12 protein-coding genes are annotated in these 15,968 nt (G+C 60.0%); all 12 read right to left on the bottom strand.

The features are described from left to right. Window positions 1-107 precede the first annotated feature (107 nt). The 12 genes from ftsX to AAAX77_RS08650 all read right to left on the bottom strand — a co-directional run bounded on the left by ftsX (window position 108) and on the right by AAAX77_RS08650 (window position 15,788). Complete coding sequence (gene ftsX, locus AAAX77_RS08595; RefSeq protein ID WP_117734382.1) at window positions 108-1,028, bottom strand: permease-like cell division protein FtsX; 921 nt, start codon at window positions 1,026-1,028, stop codon at window positions 108-110. Next, window positions 1,015-2,235 carry a cell division ATP-binding protein FtsE gene (gene ftsE, locus AAAX77_RS08600; protein ID WP_349105839.1) on the bottom strand — a complete coding sequence of 407 codons (1,221 nt, stop codon included), beginning with the start codon at window positions 2,233-2,235 and terminating at the stop codon, window positions 1,015-1,017. The genes ftsX and ftsE overlap by 14 nt, the downstream gene beginning before the upstream one ends. A gap of 526 nt (window positions 2,236-2,761) precedes the next feature. Further along, on the bottom strand, window positions 2,762-3,703 hold the full coding sequence (locus AAAX77_RS08605) for a transketolase family protein (protein WP_055251857.1): 942 nt from the start codon (window positions 3,701-3,703) through the stop codon (window positions 2,762-2,764). 1 nt (window position 3,704) lies between these two features. Continuing rightward, entirely contained in the window at window positions 3,705-4,535 is an 831-nt protein-coding gene (locus AAAX77_RS08610; protein WP_118079460.1) for a transketolase, read from the bottom strand. Window positions 4,536-4,845: 310 nt separating this feature from the next. Beyond that, window positions 4,846-5,736, bottom strand: coding sequence for a YitT family protein (locus AAAX77_RS08615; protein ID WP_349105841.1), 891 nt, complete (start codon window positions 5,734-5,736; stop codon window positions 4,846-4,848). A 165-nt stretch (window positions 5,737-5,901) separates the two neighbouring features. Continuing rightward, a complete protein-coding gene (gene prfB / locus AAAX77_RS08620; RefSeq protein WP_035137418.1) occupies window positions 5,902-7,050 on the bottom strand; it encodes a peptide chain release factor 2 in 1,149 nt (382 codons plus the stop codon). Further along, window positions 7,050-9,857, bottom strand: coding sequence for a preprotein translocase subunit SecA (gene secA, locus AAAX77_RS08625; RefSeq protein WP_349105844.1), 2,808 nt, complete (start codon window positions 9,855-9,857; stop codon window positions 7,050-7,052). Before secA ends, prfB begins: the two co-directional genes overlap by 1 nt. A gap of 307 nt (window positions 9,858-10,164) precedes the next feature. Then, window positions 10,165-10,590, bottom strand: a complete 426-nt coding sequence (gene rpmE / locus AAAX77_RS08630; RefSeq protein ID WP_006235303.1) for a 50S ribosomal protein L31 — start codon at window positions 10,588-10,590, stop codon at window positions 10,165-10,167. Window positions 10,591-10,958: 368 nt separating this feature from the next. Then, entirely contained in the window at window positions 10,959-11,303 is a 345-nt protein-coding gene (locus AAAX77_RS08635) for a hypothetical protein (RefSeq protein ID WP_349105846.1), read from the bottom strand. 1 nt (window position 11,304) lies between these two features. Further along, window positions 11,305-13,119, bottom strand: a complete 1,815-nt coding sequence (locus AAAX77_RS08640) for an ABC transporter ATP-binding protein (RefSeq protein ID WP_349105848.1) — start codon at window positions 13,117-13,119, stop codon at window positions 11,305-11,307. Between the two features lie 270 nt (window positions 13,120-13,389). After that, window positions 13,390-14,013, bottom strand: coding sequence for an ABC transporter ATP-binding protein (locus tag AAAX77_RS08645; protein ID WP_349105851.1), 624 nt, complete (start codon window positions 14,011-14,013; stop codon window positions 13,390-13,392). A 5-nt stretch (window positions 14,014-14,018) separates the two neighbouring features. Continuing rightward, the gene (locus AAAX77_RS08650) at window positions 14,019-15,788 is read right to left on the bottom strand and encodes a hypothetical protein (protein ID WP_349105852.1); all 1,770 of its coding nucleotides are present in this window, start codon (window positions 15,786-15,788) and stop codon (window positions 14,019-14,021) included. Window positions 15,789-15,968 lie beyond the last annotated feature (180 nt).

Genomic DNA, 15,968 nt, shown 5'->3' on the forward strand with positions numbered 1-15,968 from the left:
CCAAAGAGTCTACCCAAATGATTCGCTTTCCTGCCGTCCCCTAGGGATCAAAAAACGGGCCGCCCCATAAGAGACGACCCGTTGGAAGGGGTGAATTCCAGGCATGCTTACACGCGCAGGTAGCGGCGCATGGCGATGGCAGAACCAAAGAGACCGATAATCACGCCGACCAGAATCAGCGCAGCATAGGTCACCAGGTAGTACTGCATCGGCAGGGCAAACGACATCCAGCCGATGCTCTCCTGCAGACGCGGAATCATCAAATTGCGCAGCAGCTCCAGAACGCCGATGGAAAGCAGCGAGCCCAAAATGGCCTGCAGCACGCCCTCGGTGATAAACGGGCCACGAATGAAGCCGTTGCTGGCGCCGACCAGACGCATAATCGCAATCTCACGACGACGCGCCGTGATGGACAGGCGAATCGTGTTGTTGATAAAGATGAACGCGATAAAAGTCAGCAGGCCAACGAGCACCACGGCGGCGATGCGGATGTAGTTGGTCACCTGGAACAGGCGGCTCACTTCCTCCTGGCCGTACAGCACGCTCGCGTTGACGTCGCCGTCGTCCGCGATCTTTTGGAAGTCGGCATTCTTCTTGAGCTTCTTGGCCGTGCTCTCGACCTGAGACGGATCGTCCATCTCAATCGCAAACGAGGCGGGCAGCGGGTTCTGGCCGTCGAGCGCGCTCATGGTGGCGTCGGCGTTACCCGACATCTTGCTCGTGTACTCGGCCAGCGCGTCGTCCTTATCCTTATAGGTCACGGACTTGACGTTGCTCCACGTCTTGAGCTCGGCCTCAAAGGCCTGGACGTCTGCCTGATCGGCGTCATCGCTAATAAAGGCATTAATGACAACCTGATCCTCGACGGTGCCGATCACGGAGTTCAGCATCGCAGAGCCCATGATAAACAGGCCGATGATAAACAGCGAAAGGAAGATCGTGATGACGGCGCCGAGCGAGGTAGTCCAGTTACGGAAGAAGTGGCTGATTGCCTCTTTGAAGGAGTAGCCTACGTTAGTTGGTGCCATAGTTGCCGTAACCTCCCCTCTCCTGGTCGCGGATAACGTGGCCGCCCTCGAGGGCGATCACGCGACGGTGCATGCTATCGACCATCTCGCGGTCGTGCGTGGCGACGATCACGGTGGTGCCAGTGCGGTTAATACGCTCGAGCAGCTTCATGATGCCCAGCGAGATCGCCGGGTCGAGGTTGCCCGTCGGCTCGTCGCAGATCAGCAGCGGCGGACGGTTGACCATAGCGCGGGCGACGGCAACGCGCTGCTGCTCGCCACCGGAAAGCTGGTCGGGCAGCGAGTCCATCTGATCGGCCAGGCCGACCAGACGCAGCACCTCGGGCACCTGGCTGCGAATGACGCCCTTGGGCTTGCCGATGCACTGCAGGGCAAACGCCACGTTTTCGTAGGCGGTCTTTTGCGGCAGAAGCTTAAAGTCCTGGAACACGGCGCCAATCTGGCGGCGCAGGAACGGAACCTTGCGGTTCTTGATCTTCATGAGGTCCTGACCGGCAACCAGGATGCGGCCGCTCGTCGGCTTGACGTCACGGTTGAGCGTCGACAGCAGCGTGGTCTTACCCGAGCCGGAGTGACCGACCAGGAAGACGAACTCGCCCGGATAGATCTCGATGTTGATGTCGTCGAGTGCAGGCTTGTTGGGCTGTGCCGGATAGATCTTGGTGACATGCTCCATAAGGATGACGGGCTCGACACCGGCCTGCTTGGCCATCTTCTTGCGGCTGGCCTGCGGATCGATGGGCGCAAACACCGACGTAAAATCGGGGTTGTTGAGCGCGTTATCGAGGCTTGCGACCTCGGCGGCCTGATCGCTCTCGACCACCGGGGCAGCAGGCTGCGTGGGGTCGGGAATAGCGGCAAAGAGACCGGACTGCGCAGGCTGAGGAGCCGGCGTCGCAGGGGCCAAGGGGTCGGGAATGCCGGCCATGGTAGGCTGCGGCGTGGCGGCGCCAGCCTGAGGCTGCTCCACGCGAGCGGTCACGGCCTGAACGGGCTCAAAACCCGCCGTGCCGGAAAGCGCGACATCGCTGGTGGGATTGTAGGCAAAGAGATCGGATGCCGGCTGTGCCTGATCTGCCGGCTGAGCGGGGGCCTGAGCAACAGGCTGGCCCTCTGAATCCGGAGTGGCGAAACGACTGCCCTGGACGCCTGTCTGCGTCTTGGGGGCATCATCGCCCGCACCGGAGGTACGGAAGTGGTTACCCACTGGTGCTCCTTATCGTCGTGCGTTTAAACTACATGAGCGCTTTGTATTTTAGCAGCATTAGCTTTGCTGCACATAAGAAGCATGGCGTGCTTAGGGATCCCGTCGGCCAGGCACAGGGTTACTCTCCAAATCGTCCTCGGACATGTCGGAGCCCCCGCTGCGCGCTTCGCGCGGCGGGGGCTCCTCCGTCCTGCGGAAAGATTTGGAGAGTAACCCTGTGCCCGGCCTGCGATAACTAAGGGGTCGCTGCGTTTATCTTGAAGTGCTGCATATACAAAGTTGGAAGGGTCTGAATTGCACTTTGCCGATATATGCCCTTTTCCCTGATGGGACCGTGCTTGAGGGGCGTCTTCACAAGTTGCGGTAAAATACGGATTAATTGAGCCTTTAAGCTGGCAAAACAGTCCTTATTTCACCGCAACTGAAACAGGGGCGCTCTCCAAGAGAGCGCCCCTGCCGGGTTTCCATAGTACTGGCGAAACAGTTTTATAGTTCTGGCGAAGCAGTCCTTGAGATCCGCCTTGCCTTATGCCAAGAACTCCTTGGTGGTCGCCACGATGTTGGCGGCGTCCAGGCCATACTTGTGCAAGAGTTCGGCACCCGGGCCAGACTCACCGAAGGTGTCGTTGACGCCGATCTTCTTGAGCGGCGTCGGGCACTGCTCGCACAGGACGTCGGCAACGGCGCTGCCCAGGCCACCGATTACAGAATGCTCCTCGACGGTCACGACGTGGCCGGTCTTGGTGGCGCTCTTGACGATCAGGTCGGCATCGATGGGCTTGATGGTGTGCATGTTGATGACCTCGGCGTCGATGCCCTCGGCAGCGAGCTGCTCGGCGGCCTCGAGAGCCTCGCCGACCATCAGGCCGCAGGCGATGATGGTCACATCGGCGCCCTCGCGCATGACAATGCCCTTACCCAACTCGAACTTGTAGGTCTCGGGGTCGTTGATAACCGGCGAGGCCAAACGGGCGAAGCGCATGTACACCGGACCGTCGCACTCGTAGGCGGCGCGCGTCACGGCGCGGGCCTCCACGTCGTCGGCGGGAACAATCACGGTCATGCCAGGGATGACGCGCATCAGGGCGATATCCTCGCAGCACTGGTGCGTGGCGCCATCCTCGCCCACCGAGATACCGGCGTGCGTGGCACCGATCTTAACGTTGAGGTGCGGGTAGCCGATGGAGTTACGGACCTGCTCAAAAGCGCGGCCGGCGGCAAACATGGCAAAGCTGCTCGCGAAGGCGACGCGGCCGGTGGTCGCGATACCGGCGGCAACACCCATCAGGTTGCTCTCGGCAATGCCCACATCGAAGAAGCGGTCGGGGCAGGCTGCCTTGAACTTGCCGGTCTGCGTGGCGGCGGCCAGGTCGGCGTCGAGGACCACAAAGTCATCGTGCTCGTTGGCGAGCTCGACGAGGGCCTCGCCGTAGCTTACGCGCGTGGCGATTTTCTTGACGTCTGCCATCCTAGAGCTCCTCTCCGGCGGCCGTGAGCTCTGCCATGGCCTGCTCAAACTGTTCATCGTTGGGGGCCTTACCGTGCCAACCCACCTGGTTCTCCATAAAGGAGACGCCCTTGCCCTTTGTGGTCTCGGCGATAATGGCAGTAGGCTGACCCTTGGTGGCGCGGGCCTCGGCAAAGGCGGCGCGGATCTGATCGAAATCGTTGCCGTCGGCAAGCTCCACCACGTGGAACTTAAAGGCGCGGAACTTGTCGGCGAGCGGCATGGGGTCGTTGACCTCCTCGACGGGACCGTCAATCTGCAGGCCGTTGTGGTCGACGATCACGCAGAGGTTGTCGAGCTGCTGGTTGCCGGCAAACATGGCGGCCTCCCAGACCTGGCCCTCCTCGCTCTCGCCATCGCCCAGCAGGGCGTACGTGCGGTAAGTATCGCCCCAGTGCTTGGCGGCAACGGCCATGCCCACGGCAGCGGAGATGCCCTGGCCGAGCGAGCCGGTGGACATGTCAACGCCCGGGGTGTCGTTCATGTTGGGGTGACCCTGCAGGTGACTGCCGATGTGGCGCAGCGTCTCGAGGTCCTCCTTGGGGAAGAACCCGCGCTCGGCGAGCACGGCGTACAGGCCCGGAGCGCAATGGCCCTTGGAGAGCACAAAGCGGTCGCGATCGGCCTTGCGGGGATCGGCCGGGTCGACGTTCATTTCCTCAAAGTACAGATAGGTCATGATGTCGGCAGCGCCGAGCGAACCGCCCGGATGGCCAGACTTGGCAGCGTGCACGCCGGTGACGATGCCCTTCCTTACCTCGTTGGCAACCTTTTTGAGCTCTTCGTCGCTCATTGTGCCTTCCTTTCATCCTCTTAAGACAAGATGCGCACGGCACCGAAGGTAATCCCAACACAGCCGCAATGCACGTACGTCATTCATTATGCTGGAAACTGATGGCTTTACCAGAGTTTTTATCATTATTTGAACAATTTAGCAGGCAGAACCGCTGATGAAACGGTTTATCAATGTGAACGTCTTTTGGATGCGGTGGCTGCCTCTCGCCCCGGCACAAAAATGATCCGCAATCCTGCCGTCCCCTACGGATCACCTGATCCCTTGGGGACGGAGGAAAACGGATCATGTCCGCAAACCGAAATTCAGCCTACGCGTTAATGTCCTTGAATCCCTCACCGAAGGCTTCCGTAACGTCGGCGACCGTCACAATGGCGTGAGGATCGCGCTCACGCACGATTGTTTTAAGGGTGTTGAGCTCTCGACGGCTAACGATCACCATGATCACCGGCTTCTCGACGCCCGAATACATACCGGTCGCCTTTAATTTGGTGCAGCCGCGTCCCAGACCATACATGATGTCGGCCGCGATATCGGGGAAATTGTCCGAGATGATGAGCACCATACGACGCTTATTGCCGCCATCGACCACGGCATCGATCACATAGCCGCTGATCACCATCGATAGTCCTGCATACAGAGCATTTTCGAGCGAGAAGACCGGAGCCGATGCCGCGCATACGGCAACGTCGATTGCCATGACGGTCGAGCCCACCGGCAGCGAGGTGTTACGCGAGATGATTTGGCCAATCGTGTCCGAGCCGCCGGTGTTGGCGCCGGCGCGCAACACCATGCCGTAACCGATACCCGTAATAATGCCGCCCCACATAGCGGGAAGCATTAGGTCCGCATCTGCCAGAGGCGCTACAAACGGGGCAAACAGATCGGTAAAAAAGCCCAGCAGCACAAAGCCCGTCGCTGTCTGCACCACGTAGAACATGCCGCCCTCGCGCATAACGATCAGCAACAACAGGGCATTCATCACGATGGTCTGGATACCGACGGGAAGCGACACGCCTCGCGCTGCGCCGACCGCCTGGATAATAGTCGCAAGGCCCGTAACGCCACCGGCGGCAAGACCGTTGGGAATCAAAAACAGGTCGGTCGCGATGGCGGCCAAGGCGCACCCCAACATGATCTGGGGCAGATCGTGAAAGAAGTTCATCGAAAGAATGCGCTTGATGTCCAGACGATATGCCATGCTGCCTCCCTCAAAAAAGCGCACCCAAACGGATGCGCTTTGAACTTCTTCTTGTATTCGATTCTACCGATTCGCCGGACAAAAACCACCCCTGCGCAGGATTTATTCTGGATACAAACCCGTCCAACCGTTGGGCTTAGCATCGGCTTGAAACTGCCCGATGTTTTAGACCTCCGAGCCTTCTGCATCGGCGTTGCCGGTGGCCCAGCGATGGTAGCCAATAACAAACGGGTCCAGGTCGCCATCGTCAAGAACGGCCTCGACATTGCTGGTCTCCACGCCCGTGCGTAGGTCCTTGACCATCTGGTACGGGTAGAGCACGTAGCTGCGAATCTGGTTGCCAAAACCAATCGTGGTCTTGGGCCCGCGGATCTCATCCAGGGCCTCGGCGCGCTTCTCGAGCTCAATCTCGTACAGGCGAGCCTTGAGGATCTGCATGCACGCGGCCTTGTTCTGAATCTGGCTGCGCTCGTTTTGGCAGGTAACCACAATGCCGCTGGGGAAATGTGTCACGCGCACGGCGGAGTCGGTGGTGTTGACGCCCTGACCGCCCGGGCCGCTCGCGTGGTACACGTCCACGCGGATGTCATCGGGACTGATCTCGATGTCGATATCATCGGGTAGCACGGGGATGACCTCGACGCCGGCAAACGTGGTCTGGCGGCGCTTCTTGTCGTCGGTGGGGCTAATGCGAACCAAGCGGTGGACGCCGGCCTCGGCGCGCAGCATGCCAAATGCGTCCTTGCCCTCGACGGTAAAGGTCGCGCGGTCGATGCCGATGACCTCGGCCGCGGGACAGTCGTTGATGGTGACCTTCCAGCCGCGACGCTGGCAGTACTTCATGTACATCTTAAAGAGCATGAAGGTCCAGTCCTGCGCCTCCAGACCACCCTGTCCGGGCTTGATGGTCACAATGGCATCGCCGTGATCGAACTCACCGGTAAACCAGCTCGAAAGCTCAAGCTCATCGATGGCACGGGCCAGGCGCTCAGCCGTGGCTGCAGCCTCCTCGCGAAGGGCGGCGGCGTCGGGGTCATCCCCCATCTCCTCGGCAAGCTCCAGCGCGGCGCGGGCATCGGAAAGCTCGCCGCGCGCGGTGTCCACGGCAGCGATATCTTCCTTGGTGCGCGCAATCTCCTCCATGGTGGCACGGGCGGCGTCGGCGTCATCCCAAAAGCCAGGGGCAACACTTTTGGCCTCGAGCTCGGACACGCGGGTACGCTTCTCGTCCAGGTGGAGATATGACTCGACCTCACCGAGCCGGTCCGCAAACGCGTCCAGCTCGGCGGGCGTTACCTCTAAAGCCTCAGCCATTAACGATTCCTGCCGTGGCAGTACTTAAACTTCTTGCCGCTACCGCAGGGGCACGGGTCGTTGCGGCCCACGTTGACGTACGGATCGTCGCTCTCGGACTTGCGATAGGTGGTCACCTTGCCACCGTTGTTGACGGCAGCCGGACCACCCTGGACAGCCGTGCGGGCCTGCACCTGCGCCTGCTTGCGCAGCACCGAGTCGCCGTTGTCACCATCGACCTCGGCAGGGCCGGAGAAGCGCGCGCCCTCGAGCGCGGGCTCCTCCTTGTGCTCCACGGCACGCGGGGCAGCCTTGATCTCGATGCGCAGAACCGTGCGCAGGTAATCCTCATACATGGTATCGACGAGTATCTGGAACGCGCCGTAGGCCTCGGTCTTGTACTCAACCAGCGGGTCGCGCTGGCCAAAGCCGCGCAGGCCGATGCCGGTCTTGAGGTAGTCCATCTCCTGCAGGTAGTTCATCCAGCGGGTATCGATGACGCGCAGCATGACCTGGGTATTGAGCTCGCGCATCAGGTCCTCGCCCAGACGCTCGGCCTTCATGTTGTAGCACTTCTCAACATAGGCCAAGACATCGGCAGCCAGGGCTTCAAAGTCCTCGTCGGGGAACTTCGGCGTATCGATGTGGCCGGTGAGCTCCACAACCCACTTGCGCAGGCCCTCCAGGTCGCGCTCGCCCTCGTGGCTGTCCTTGGTGCAGAACTCCTGCACGCAGCGGTACACGGTATCGTGCATGACCTCGGTGATGTGGTCGGTCAGGTCCTTGCCGTCCAGAATCTTGTTGCGCTCGGCGTAGATGACCTGGCGCTGCTTGTTCATGACGTCGTCGTACTCAAGGACGCTCTTACGCATGGAGAAGTTGATGCTCTCGACCTTGTGCTGGGCGCTCTCGACGGCCTTGGAGATGATCTTGTGCTGAATGGGCATGTCGTCGCCCATGTCGGCCGTGACCATCATCTTGGAGACGCGGTCCATCTTGTCGCCGCCGAACAGGCGCATGAGGTCGTCCTCGAGCGACAGGTAGAACTGGGTCTCGCCCGGATCGCCCTGACGACCGGAGCGGCCGCGCAGCTGGTTGTCGATACGACGGGACTCGTGACGCTCGGTTCCGATAACGGTCAGGCCGCCGGCGGCAAGCACGCGCTCGCGCTCGGCCTTGCAGGTCTCCTTGGCCTCGGCGTTAAACTGCTCGAGCTGCTCGGGCGTCACGTCCTCCATGGTCAGGCCCTCGTACTCAAGGCGCTCGCGCACCAGCTCGTCGGGGTTGCCGCCCAGCAGGATGTCGGTACCACGACCGGCCATGTTGGTGGCGATGGTCACGGCGCCGTAGCGTCCGGCCTGGGCAACGATGTGGGCCTCGCGCTCGTGATGCTTGGCGTTGAGGACCTCGTGCGCGATGCCGCGCTTGGTAAGGGCGGCGGACAGCTTCTCGGAGCTTTCGATGGAGACGGTGCCCACCAGGACCGGTTGGCCCTTGGTGTGACGACGCTCAACGTCGTCGGCGACGGCGTTGTATTTAGCCTGAATGGTGCGGTACACCAGGTCCTCGTGATCCACGCGCTGCACGGGCTTGTTGGAGGGGATGACCTCGACGGGCAGCTTGTAGATCTCGCGGAACTCGGCATCCTCGGTAAGTGCCGTGCCGGTCATGCCGGAGAGCTTGTCATACAGACGGAAGTAGTTCTGCAGGGTGATGGTGGCCAGGGTCTGGTTCTCCTCGCGTACGAGCACGCCCTCTTTGGCCTCGATGGCCTGGTGCAGGCCCTCAGAATAGCGGCGGCCTTCCATAATGCGGCCGGTGAACTCGTCGACGATCTTGACCTCGCCGTTGGTGACCACGTACTGCTTATCGCGGTGGAACATGTACTGGGCCTTCAGCGCCTGCTGCAGGTGGTTGACCAGCTGGCCGGAGAGATCGGCATAGATGTCATCGATACCCAGGCGGCGCTCGATTTTCTTAAGGCCGCGCTCGGTGGCGGCAATGGTGTGCTTGGCCTCGTCCATGACGTAGTCGCCCGTGGGCTCCACGTCCTCGGTGGCGGTGAGCATGTCGTGCGACACGTCCTCGCCGCGCTCAAGGCCACGCACGGCACGCGCGAAGTCCTTGTAGGTACTGGCGGACTTGGTGCCAGCGCCCGAGATGATCAGCGGGGTGCGGGCCTCATCGATCAGGATGGAGTCAACCTCGTCGACGATGGCGTAGTTGTGACCGCGCTGCACGCGCTGCTCGGGACGGGTGACCATGTTGTCGCGCAGGTAATCGAAACCGAACTCGGAGTTGGTGCCGTAGGTGACGTCTGCCTGGTAGGCCGGACGCTTGAGCTCGAGCGGCATGTTGTTCTGGAGCAGACCGACGGTCATGCCCAGGTACTTGTAGATGCGGCCCATCCACTCGGAGTCGCGCTTTGCCAGGTAATCGTTGACGGTAACGACATGCACGCCCTTGCCGGCGATAGCGTTGAGATAGCCGGCCAACGTGGAGACGAGGGTCTTACCTTCGCCGGTCTTCATCTCGGCGATGTGGCCCTCGTGCAGTGCCATGGCGCCAATGAGCTGCACGTCAAAGTGGCGCATACCCATGGTGCGCTTGGAAGCCTCACGCACGGTGGCAAAGGCCTCGGGGAGCATGTCGTCGAGCGACTCGCCGTTGGCGTAACGCTCGCGGAACTTATCGGTCTGGCCGCGGAGCTCCTCCTCGGTCATCTTCTCAAACTGGGGCTCAAGACCGTTGATCTGGTCGACGATCTTGTAGTAGCGCTTAAGGTCCTTATCGGATCCAAAGGACAGCAGCTTTGACATGAATCCCATGTGGTTTTCCTTTTTGGCCATCGCCCACGTCGTGCAGTTGCGGGCGAGTTAAACACAGATGATTGTACTTTAGCCAAACAAGGCGCGGCCTATACGGTCGACCTCGACCGCCACGTAATAACTACGACCAACCTGCCACAATGGGACAGGTTAATTTTGGCAGGTTTTATCTGGGCAAACGCCGCCTCTCTGCCATTTGGTGCAATGGGGGCAGGTTGGTTTGCACCAATAAAAAGAAAAGGACCGCGCACCCAAACGGATGCACGGCCCTTATGCCATGAATGCGAGCGATTCCGCGGCGAGCTATTTACTCAGCAGCCTCGGTGGTCTCAGCCTCGGCAGCGGCCTCCTCGACGGGAGCCTCTGCGGGAGCCTCGGCGGCCTGCTTGGCAGCCTCCTCGGCGAACTTAGCGGCACGCTTAGCCTTCTCGGCAGCCTTAGCCTCAGCGGCGGCCTTGCGAGCGGCCTCGGCCTCAGCAGCCTTGGCGGCCTTGGCAGCCTTGGCCTCCTCAGCCTTCTTGAGCTGGGCGGCAGCGGCGCCACCGAACTTGTCGGCGAAGCGCTGGACGCGTCCACCGGTGTCGACGAACTTCTGCTGGCCGGTGTAGAACGGGTGGCACTCGTTGCAAAGCTCGACCTTCATCTCGGACACGGTAGCGTGCGTCTTGAAGGTGTTGCCGCAGGAGCACGTCACCGTGCACTCGACATACTGGGGATGGATACCCTGCTTCATGGTAGGACTCCTTATTAGTCAGGCGCTGGTTACCGATCAGCGCATAAGGCGTCTTGGTTTCCGACCAAGACAACAAACTCGGCTATGGTACCACGGCACCGCGCGTCCCACAAAAGGTTCACGGTATTTTCGGAACGACACGAATCTGACCCATCGAAACACATCTCCACCGTTCCTTCAACTGGGAAAATGCCGTCCCCGGGGCCTGAGAAGGGCCCCGGGGACGTTCGACTGACTGCAGGAACGGCCTTTCCGCTCAATGTGTTCGGCTGAGATCGGAAATCAACCAAACTGAACTAGGTTCAGTTGACATGGTTAAAAACGAGGGGCGACGCTTTTGCGTCACCCCTCGTCCCGGCCGGGTTGCTTTAGTTGTACACACGGTAGTTACACTTGAACTGGGTTATGTGTCCATAGCTGGAGCGGTACCAACCCGATGTATAGCTGATTACTTCTGGGCCTAGATATTCGTATCTCTTGTTGTAGCGAAGCTGACGGTAGGTCGTGTCGTACTCTGCTACGTAAAACGTGTCTCCAGAGAAGGCTTTGTACCGGTCTTTAACCGTCGAAGCCATGTACGCGGGTTCGACATCGCCTTTCTCTCCGTTGAGCGCATAGACGGATGCCGCGATTCCGCATAAAGCCGTTGCCACGAGGATGGCGTAGACAGCCATGCGCGACGCATTGGACTTCAGCTGTTCAAATAGTTTCATGTCATTCACCTCCCTCGTATGTATCGAGGTATTCCTGCTTGAGCGTCTGCGAGGACGACTCGGTCTTTTCCACGAGCGTGCCGGCCTCGATGAAGTAGAACGAGTCGGTGAGGTCTGCCAGGTCGTCGAGCAGATGGCTTGAGATGAGCACGCTGCGTCCCCGCGCCACCTCGCTGCGCATCGCGTCGCAGGAGGTTTTCCGCTTACCCGGATCGAGGCCGTTCAGCGGTTCATCGAGGATGAGGTACGGGCAACCGGTCGCTATCGCCATGGCAAGCTTTACCTGCTGCTTCATTCCTGTCGAGAGTTTACGGGTCGGCTTGTCAAGATATGGGGAGATTCCGAGGGAGCTGCAGAGCGAGTCGATGTCGGCGGCCGATTTCCACGCCTCCCTAACGAAAGAGAGGTGCTCGCGGGCCGATAGCGTGGGGTAGAGATCCGCGCCGCCCGAAGAGCTCAGGTAGACGAGTTCTGCGAATTCGGCTGATCGACGTTGGTAGATTCCGTCTGCCGCCAGGCTTCCCGAGCGGATGCGGGTGGGAAATTGGCCCGACAGCGCTTCAAGAAGGGTGGTTTTCCCCGAGCCGTTGGGAGCGACGAGCCCCGCCGCCGTTCCCGGGCCCAAGGAAAGCGATCCGATCGAAAGTATCGTCGTGCTCCCGTATCCCACGCTCGCGTCCAGGAGCTCGAGCCCATGGTGCTTTTTAGCGGGTCCAGCCTGTTTGGGCGAACGTGTCGCAACGGCGCCGACCGCGAAAAGGACCGCGACGTATACCAGGGCCACGGCAAGCATCGATGCGCCGCCCGAACCGGAGCCAATGAATTCTGTCGGGAAGCATCCTACGTAACCCGTTGCCTCGATAGGCGAGAACACGGCCAGCGGCAGGAGCTCGAGCGCGGCATTATGCCCCAGTGCCGAATCGGACAATAACGGGAATGCCGGGGCCGCGACAAGCAACGCGGAGGTAAGGGGGCCCGCGAAGACGCGCCTCGTTGCGGTCGATAGGACGACGGAACAAACGGATATCAAGGTTCCACCCGCGAGCAGCGCGAGAAGTATGGTCGTGAAGACGTTTCCCGCGGTCGTGGTAGTGAGCGCGCCGTTATGGAAGAAGGCGATCGGGTACCCGATCTGCCCGAAGCCGTTTAGGGCCAAGGCGTAAATACTCCCGGGCGCAAGGCCGGCGAGGAGCATCGCGGTCCCCGCGCCAATTATCGAAAACACGGTTTGGATAAGGCGCCGGAATTTGGGCACGGGCGCCTTGGCCGCCAGGGTCCCGGGCCTTGTGGCGCCGAGCACGAGTATCGACGAGAGAAGGAAGGGGATGAAGGGAAGGAAGGACGGCGCCTGGGCAATGGCGTAGGGCAGGAAGGAGAGGAACGGCAGGTCGTTTGCGGAGGCCGGGATATCCGCGATGCCGGAGCTGCTCAGAGCGCGGCAATATGCGAGCTCTGCGTCATTGGTCTCCTGGTCCCCCACGATGGACCCGGATTGGAAGCCCTCGTCCATGAGCGCGTAGTAGCTCTCGGCAGAGTCGAGAAAGGCGGCGTCGGTTTGAGCGGCGAGGGCGGCGTTCGCGTATCTTGCAAGCTCAGCGTCATCTTGCTGCTCTGGCGATAGGTCTGTGCCGCTGGCCTGGGGCGCGCGCGTATTGAATGCGTCGACAAAGCCCTGCATGCCCTGCTTCATAAAGAAGGGGCCGTAGATGGGTGAATTGAACGCAATGGGGACGGAAAAGGCTGCAGCAAGAACGAGCGTGGAAATCCATACGGCCTTGTCTCTTAGGATTAGTTTGAGAAGAAGTCGACAGTACATTCAGAAGCACCTGCATTCCTCAAAGAATCGTTAGATTAAAAGTAACAGATTGAATGAAGATGCGCGCGGCGGGGGCGAGGCGAATGGCTGAACGGTATCGATACGCGGGTTCAACGGTATTATATTGACCACATAGATTATTAACTTGCATTTCTACCCGCCCCTTTCGTAGAGTCGCCGATACGTGCTTAGCGCACCCTCGGCGCGTCCGGCAGGCTTTGCGAAATGGGATCCAGGAGACTTCGGCGCAGCATCATCTTGCGGAATGCTTCAAATGAGCCTCCCATCCTTCAAAAACAGAATCTCATCGCACAGCCTATCGACCGAATCCAAGATGTGGGATGACATGATGATGCACGTACCAGAATCGGCCAGCTTCCTGAGAATCTCGGAATGCAAGTCCACCCTGCTGGGGTCGAGCGCGTTCATGGGCTCATCTAATAGAAGGTACCGCGCGCCCGTCGCATACGCAATCGCCAGGGTAAGCTGCTGCTTCATGCCCTGGCTCAGAGTGCGGATCCTCATCTTCGCGAACTCGCCTATCTGCGTTTGTTCCACTATCTCTTCGATATCGCGAGCATGCGGCCACATATCGCAAACCATCTTGAGGTGATCTTCCGCACGCAATCCGGGATACAGCAGCGTCCCCTCACCAGGTGCATAGAAGATCATAGAACGGACCTCTCTCGCACCCGTACCCTGCACCTCATCCAGAACGATGCTCCCGTCCACGCGAGGACCCGGCAAACCTGCCATCGCACGCAGCAACGTCGTCTTTCCATGCCCGTTCGGAGCGACGAGACCGTAGACCGTACCCGGGGCAAACTCAGCGTTCACCGAATCTACGAGCACCTTCTTTCCATAAGAGATCGTCAGCGTTTGAAGGTCAATCATCGAGATCATCCCCTTTCGATCTTTGGAACACTCAGGCGCACCATCAACGGAGATACGGCGCCCAAGACCACCAGCAGAGCGCCCGATGCGCCGACGACCTCTCCAAAAGGCATCGCGTTCGTCCCTCGCCCAAGGAACCCAATCGTCCCCACCTGGGAAGCGGGATCAAACGAGGCGAATGGAGCCAGCAGCGCGACGCCCATGCCCACGCTTTCAACATGAGCGCTCAACGAACCCAACACCAAGAGAACCGCGCAAACCATTCCGGTGACAACGGGGTTGCGGCTAATCGCTGCTGTCAACGCAGCGACGACGGAAATCACGCCGTATGCCATGACCAGCAACGGAATACTGCACAACACCGCCTCCCCCACCATGGACGTTGTCGAAGCTCCCGCCCGAATGAGAGCGACGGGATACTCCGATCCACCCGCACCGTTCTTAATCACGGACACAACGACAGCGGGAACCATCGACACCAAAAGCAGCACCAAGCCAAGCAGGAGAGCCAGCGCAACAGCCGTCAGAAAACGCACATGCGCTGTTGCGGGGATCTGGAGAACCAGAAGGGAACGACACTGCAGGTGGGTACACGCGAGCGATGTGACAACCACGGGCAACAGCAAAAATAAGGAGGGAAGCGCTGCCTGGAGATACGAAAGGAGGATTAATGGGGGCATCTTCGTACTTAACTCGTAAACCTTGGGGTCCGGCAAGCTCGCGATCGACTCAAGCAGAAGGGCGCGCGCCTCCGCACGAGAAGGAGTCTCCGGCTCGATTCCGATCGATTGCAGGAGAGTCGCATCTGCCGCGCCCAGCTCACCTCGAGCGCGCTCGTACGTCGCAAGGCCTCGAAACCCCTCCGCAGGCATAGGCGCGTACACGAAACCCGAAAGAGCATCCCGCATGTCTTCCAGGGCCGCTTTGCCCTCGACGTCCATATTCGCAGCGTTCTGCTCTAGATACCGATCTATTGAACGGAGCTCCCCATCCCTATACCGAACAGCGGAAACGTTATCAGCGTCAGGAAACATCTCGACCAGAGCCGGGGCCAGCATCGTCGTCGACATTGCAATCGCGCATACGGCGAGGGTAGGAGAACGCAGGAGCAGTTTCCCCATCGTTCTTACGTATGCAACGGCGGAGGCACAAGCGCTCGAACGAGTTGCCGTTCTCGATGCAGTGAAGGAACCTCTCTCAAGACAAATCGGGGATATCGGGCACGCGCAGCCGCTCTTTCCAGCAACGCAAAGCAGGCTAATTGCCAGCACCTCGATCCCGATTGCGCATACGAGGGCAATCGCGCCACGCTCGAAGCAAAGTCCAGGCAGATTCACTATCTGCGTTGTCGGGTACGGGCTATAGGCGCCGACGGTCAACTCAGTGTTCGCATACGTAAGGGGATTCAACAGGGCGAACTCACGTAAAGCGATGGATCTTCCGTAATACCCGGGAACCATCGTCACCCCCATCAGGGCACATACGAACACGATTCCAAGCGTAGGGTTATTGGCAATCTTCACGGCAAGGTGAACGACAAGCGAGATGAACGCTGCCACCAAGAATTGCAAGATGGCCGTCTGCGCGAACACCAGCCAAGCCGGTTTGATAACCGGAGTCGCATATTGAATGTAGCCTATCGGATAGAACGGCGAGCCCGGGCCATTCTTCACAAGCGCGGCGATTATCCCTGGAAGATTGATGGCGAGGACGGCAAGCATTGCAAAAACACTCGCCCATACGCTCGATGCAACAAGTCTACCCAGCTCGCCCATCGGTGCCTGGATGATGAGCTTTTCACGTTTGTTAAGACGCGCGGCAAGGAACGAGGGTTGATTTCCGATCTCAGCCGAACACTTTGAGCGGATAGGCCGTTCCCGCAGTTAGCTGAACGCCCCCGCGGCCCCTCCTGGGGTCCGGGGGCGCCGTTTTCCCAGTTGAAGGAACGGTGGAGA

The organism is Collinsella sp. CLA-ER-H6 (assembly GCF_040092305.1).
Taxonomy (GTDB): Bacteria; Actinomycetota; Coriobacteriia; order Coriobacteriales; family Coriobacteriaceae; genus Collinsella.

What these genes read in the sequence shown, in the direction of transcription:
- ftsX (WP_117734382.1), bottom strand. Translation starts at nt 1,028, where the DNA reads ATGGCACCAACTAACGTAGGCTACTCCTTCAAAGAGGCAATCAGCCAC.
- AAAX77_RS08605 (WP_055251857.1), bottom strand. Translation starts at nt 3,703, where the DNA reads ATGGCAGACGTCAAGAAAATCGCCACGCGCGTAAGCTACGGCGAGGCC.
- AAAX77_RS08610 (WP_118079460.1), bottom strand. Translation starts at nt 4,535, where the DNA reads ATGAGCGACGAAGAGCTCAAAAAGGTTGCCAACGAGGTAAGGAAGGGC.
- AAAX77_RS08615 (WP_349105841.1), bottom strand. Translation starts at nt 5,736, where the DNA reads ATGGCATATCGTCTGGACATCAAGCGCATTCTTTCGATGAACTTCTTT.
- prfB (WP_035137418.1), bottom strand. Translation starts at nt 7,050, where the DNA reads ATGGCTGAGGCTTTAGAGGTAACGCCCGCCGAGCTGGACGCGTTTGCG.
- secA (WP_349105844.1), bottom strand. Translation starts at nt 9,857, where the DNA reads ATGGGATTCATGTCAAAGCTGCTGTCCTTTGGATCCGATAAGGACCTT.
- rpmE (WP_006235303.1), bottom strand. Translation starts at nt 10,590, where the DNA reads ATGAAGCAGGGTATCCATCCCCAGTATGTCGAGTGCACGGTGACGTGC.
- AAAX77_RS08635 (WP_349105846.1), bottom strand. Translation starts at nt 11,303, where the DNA reads ATGAAACTATTTGAACAGCTGAAGTCCAATGCGTCGCGCATGGCTGTC.
- AAAX77_RS08640 (WP_349105848.1), bottom strand. Translation starts at nt 13,119, where the DNA reads ATGTACTGTCGACTTCTTCTCAAACTAATCCTAAGAGACAAGGCCGTA.
- AAAX77_RS08645 (WP_349105851.1), bottom strand. Translation starts at nt 14,013, where the DNA reads ATGATTGACCTTCAAACGCTGACGATCTCTTATGGAAAGAAGGTGCTC.
- AAAX77_RS08650 (WP_349105852.1), bottom strand. Translation starts at nt 15,788, where the DNA reads ATGGGCGAGCTGGGTAGACTTGTTGCATCGAGCGTATGGGCGAGTGTT.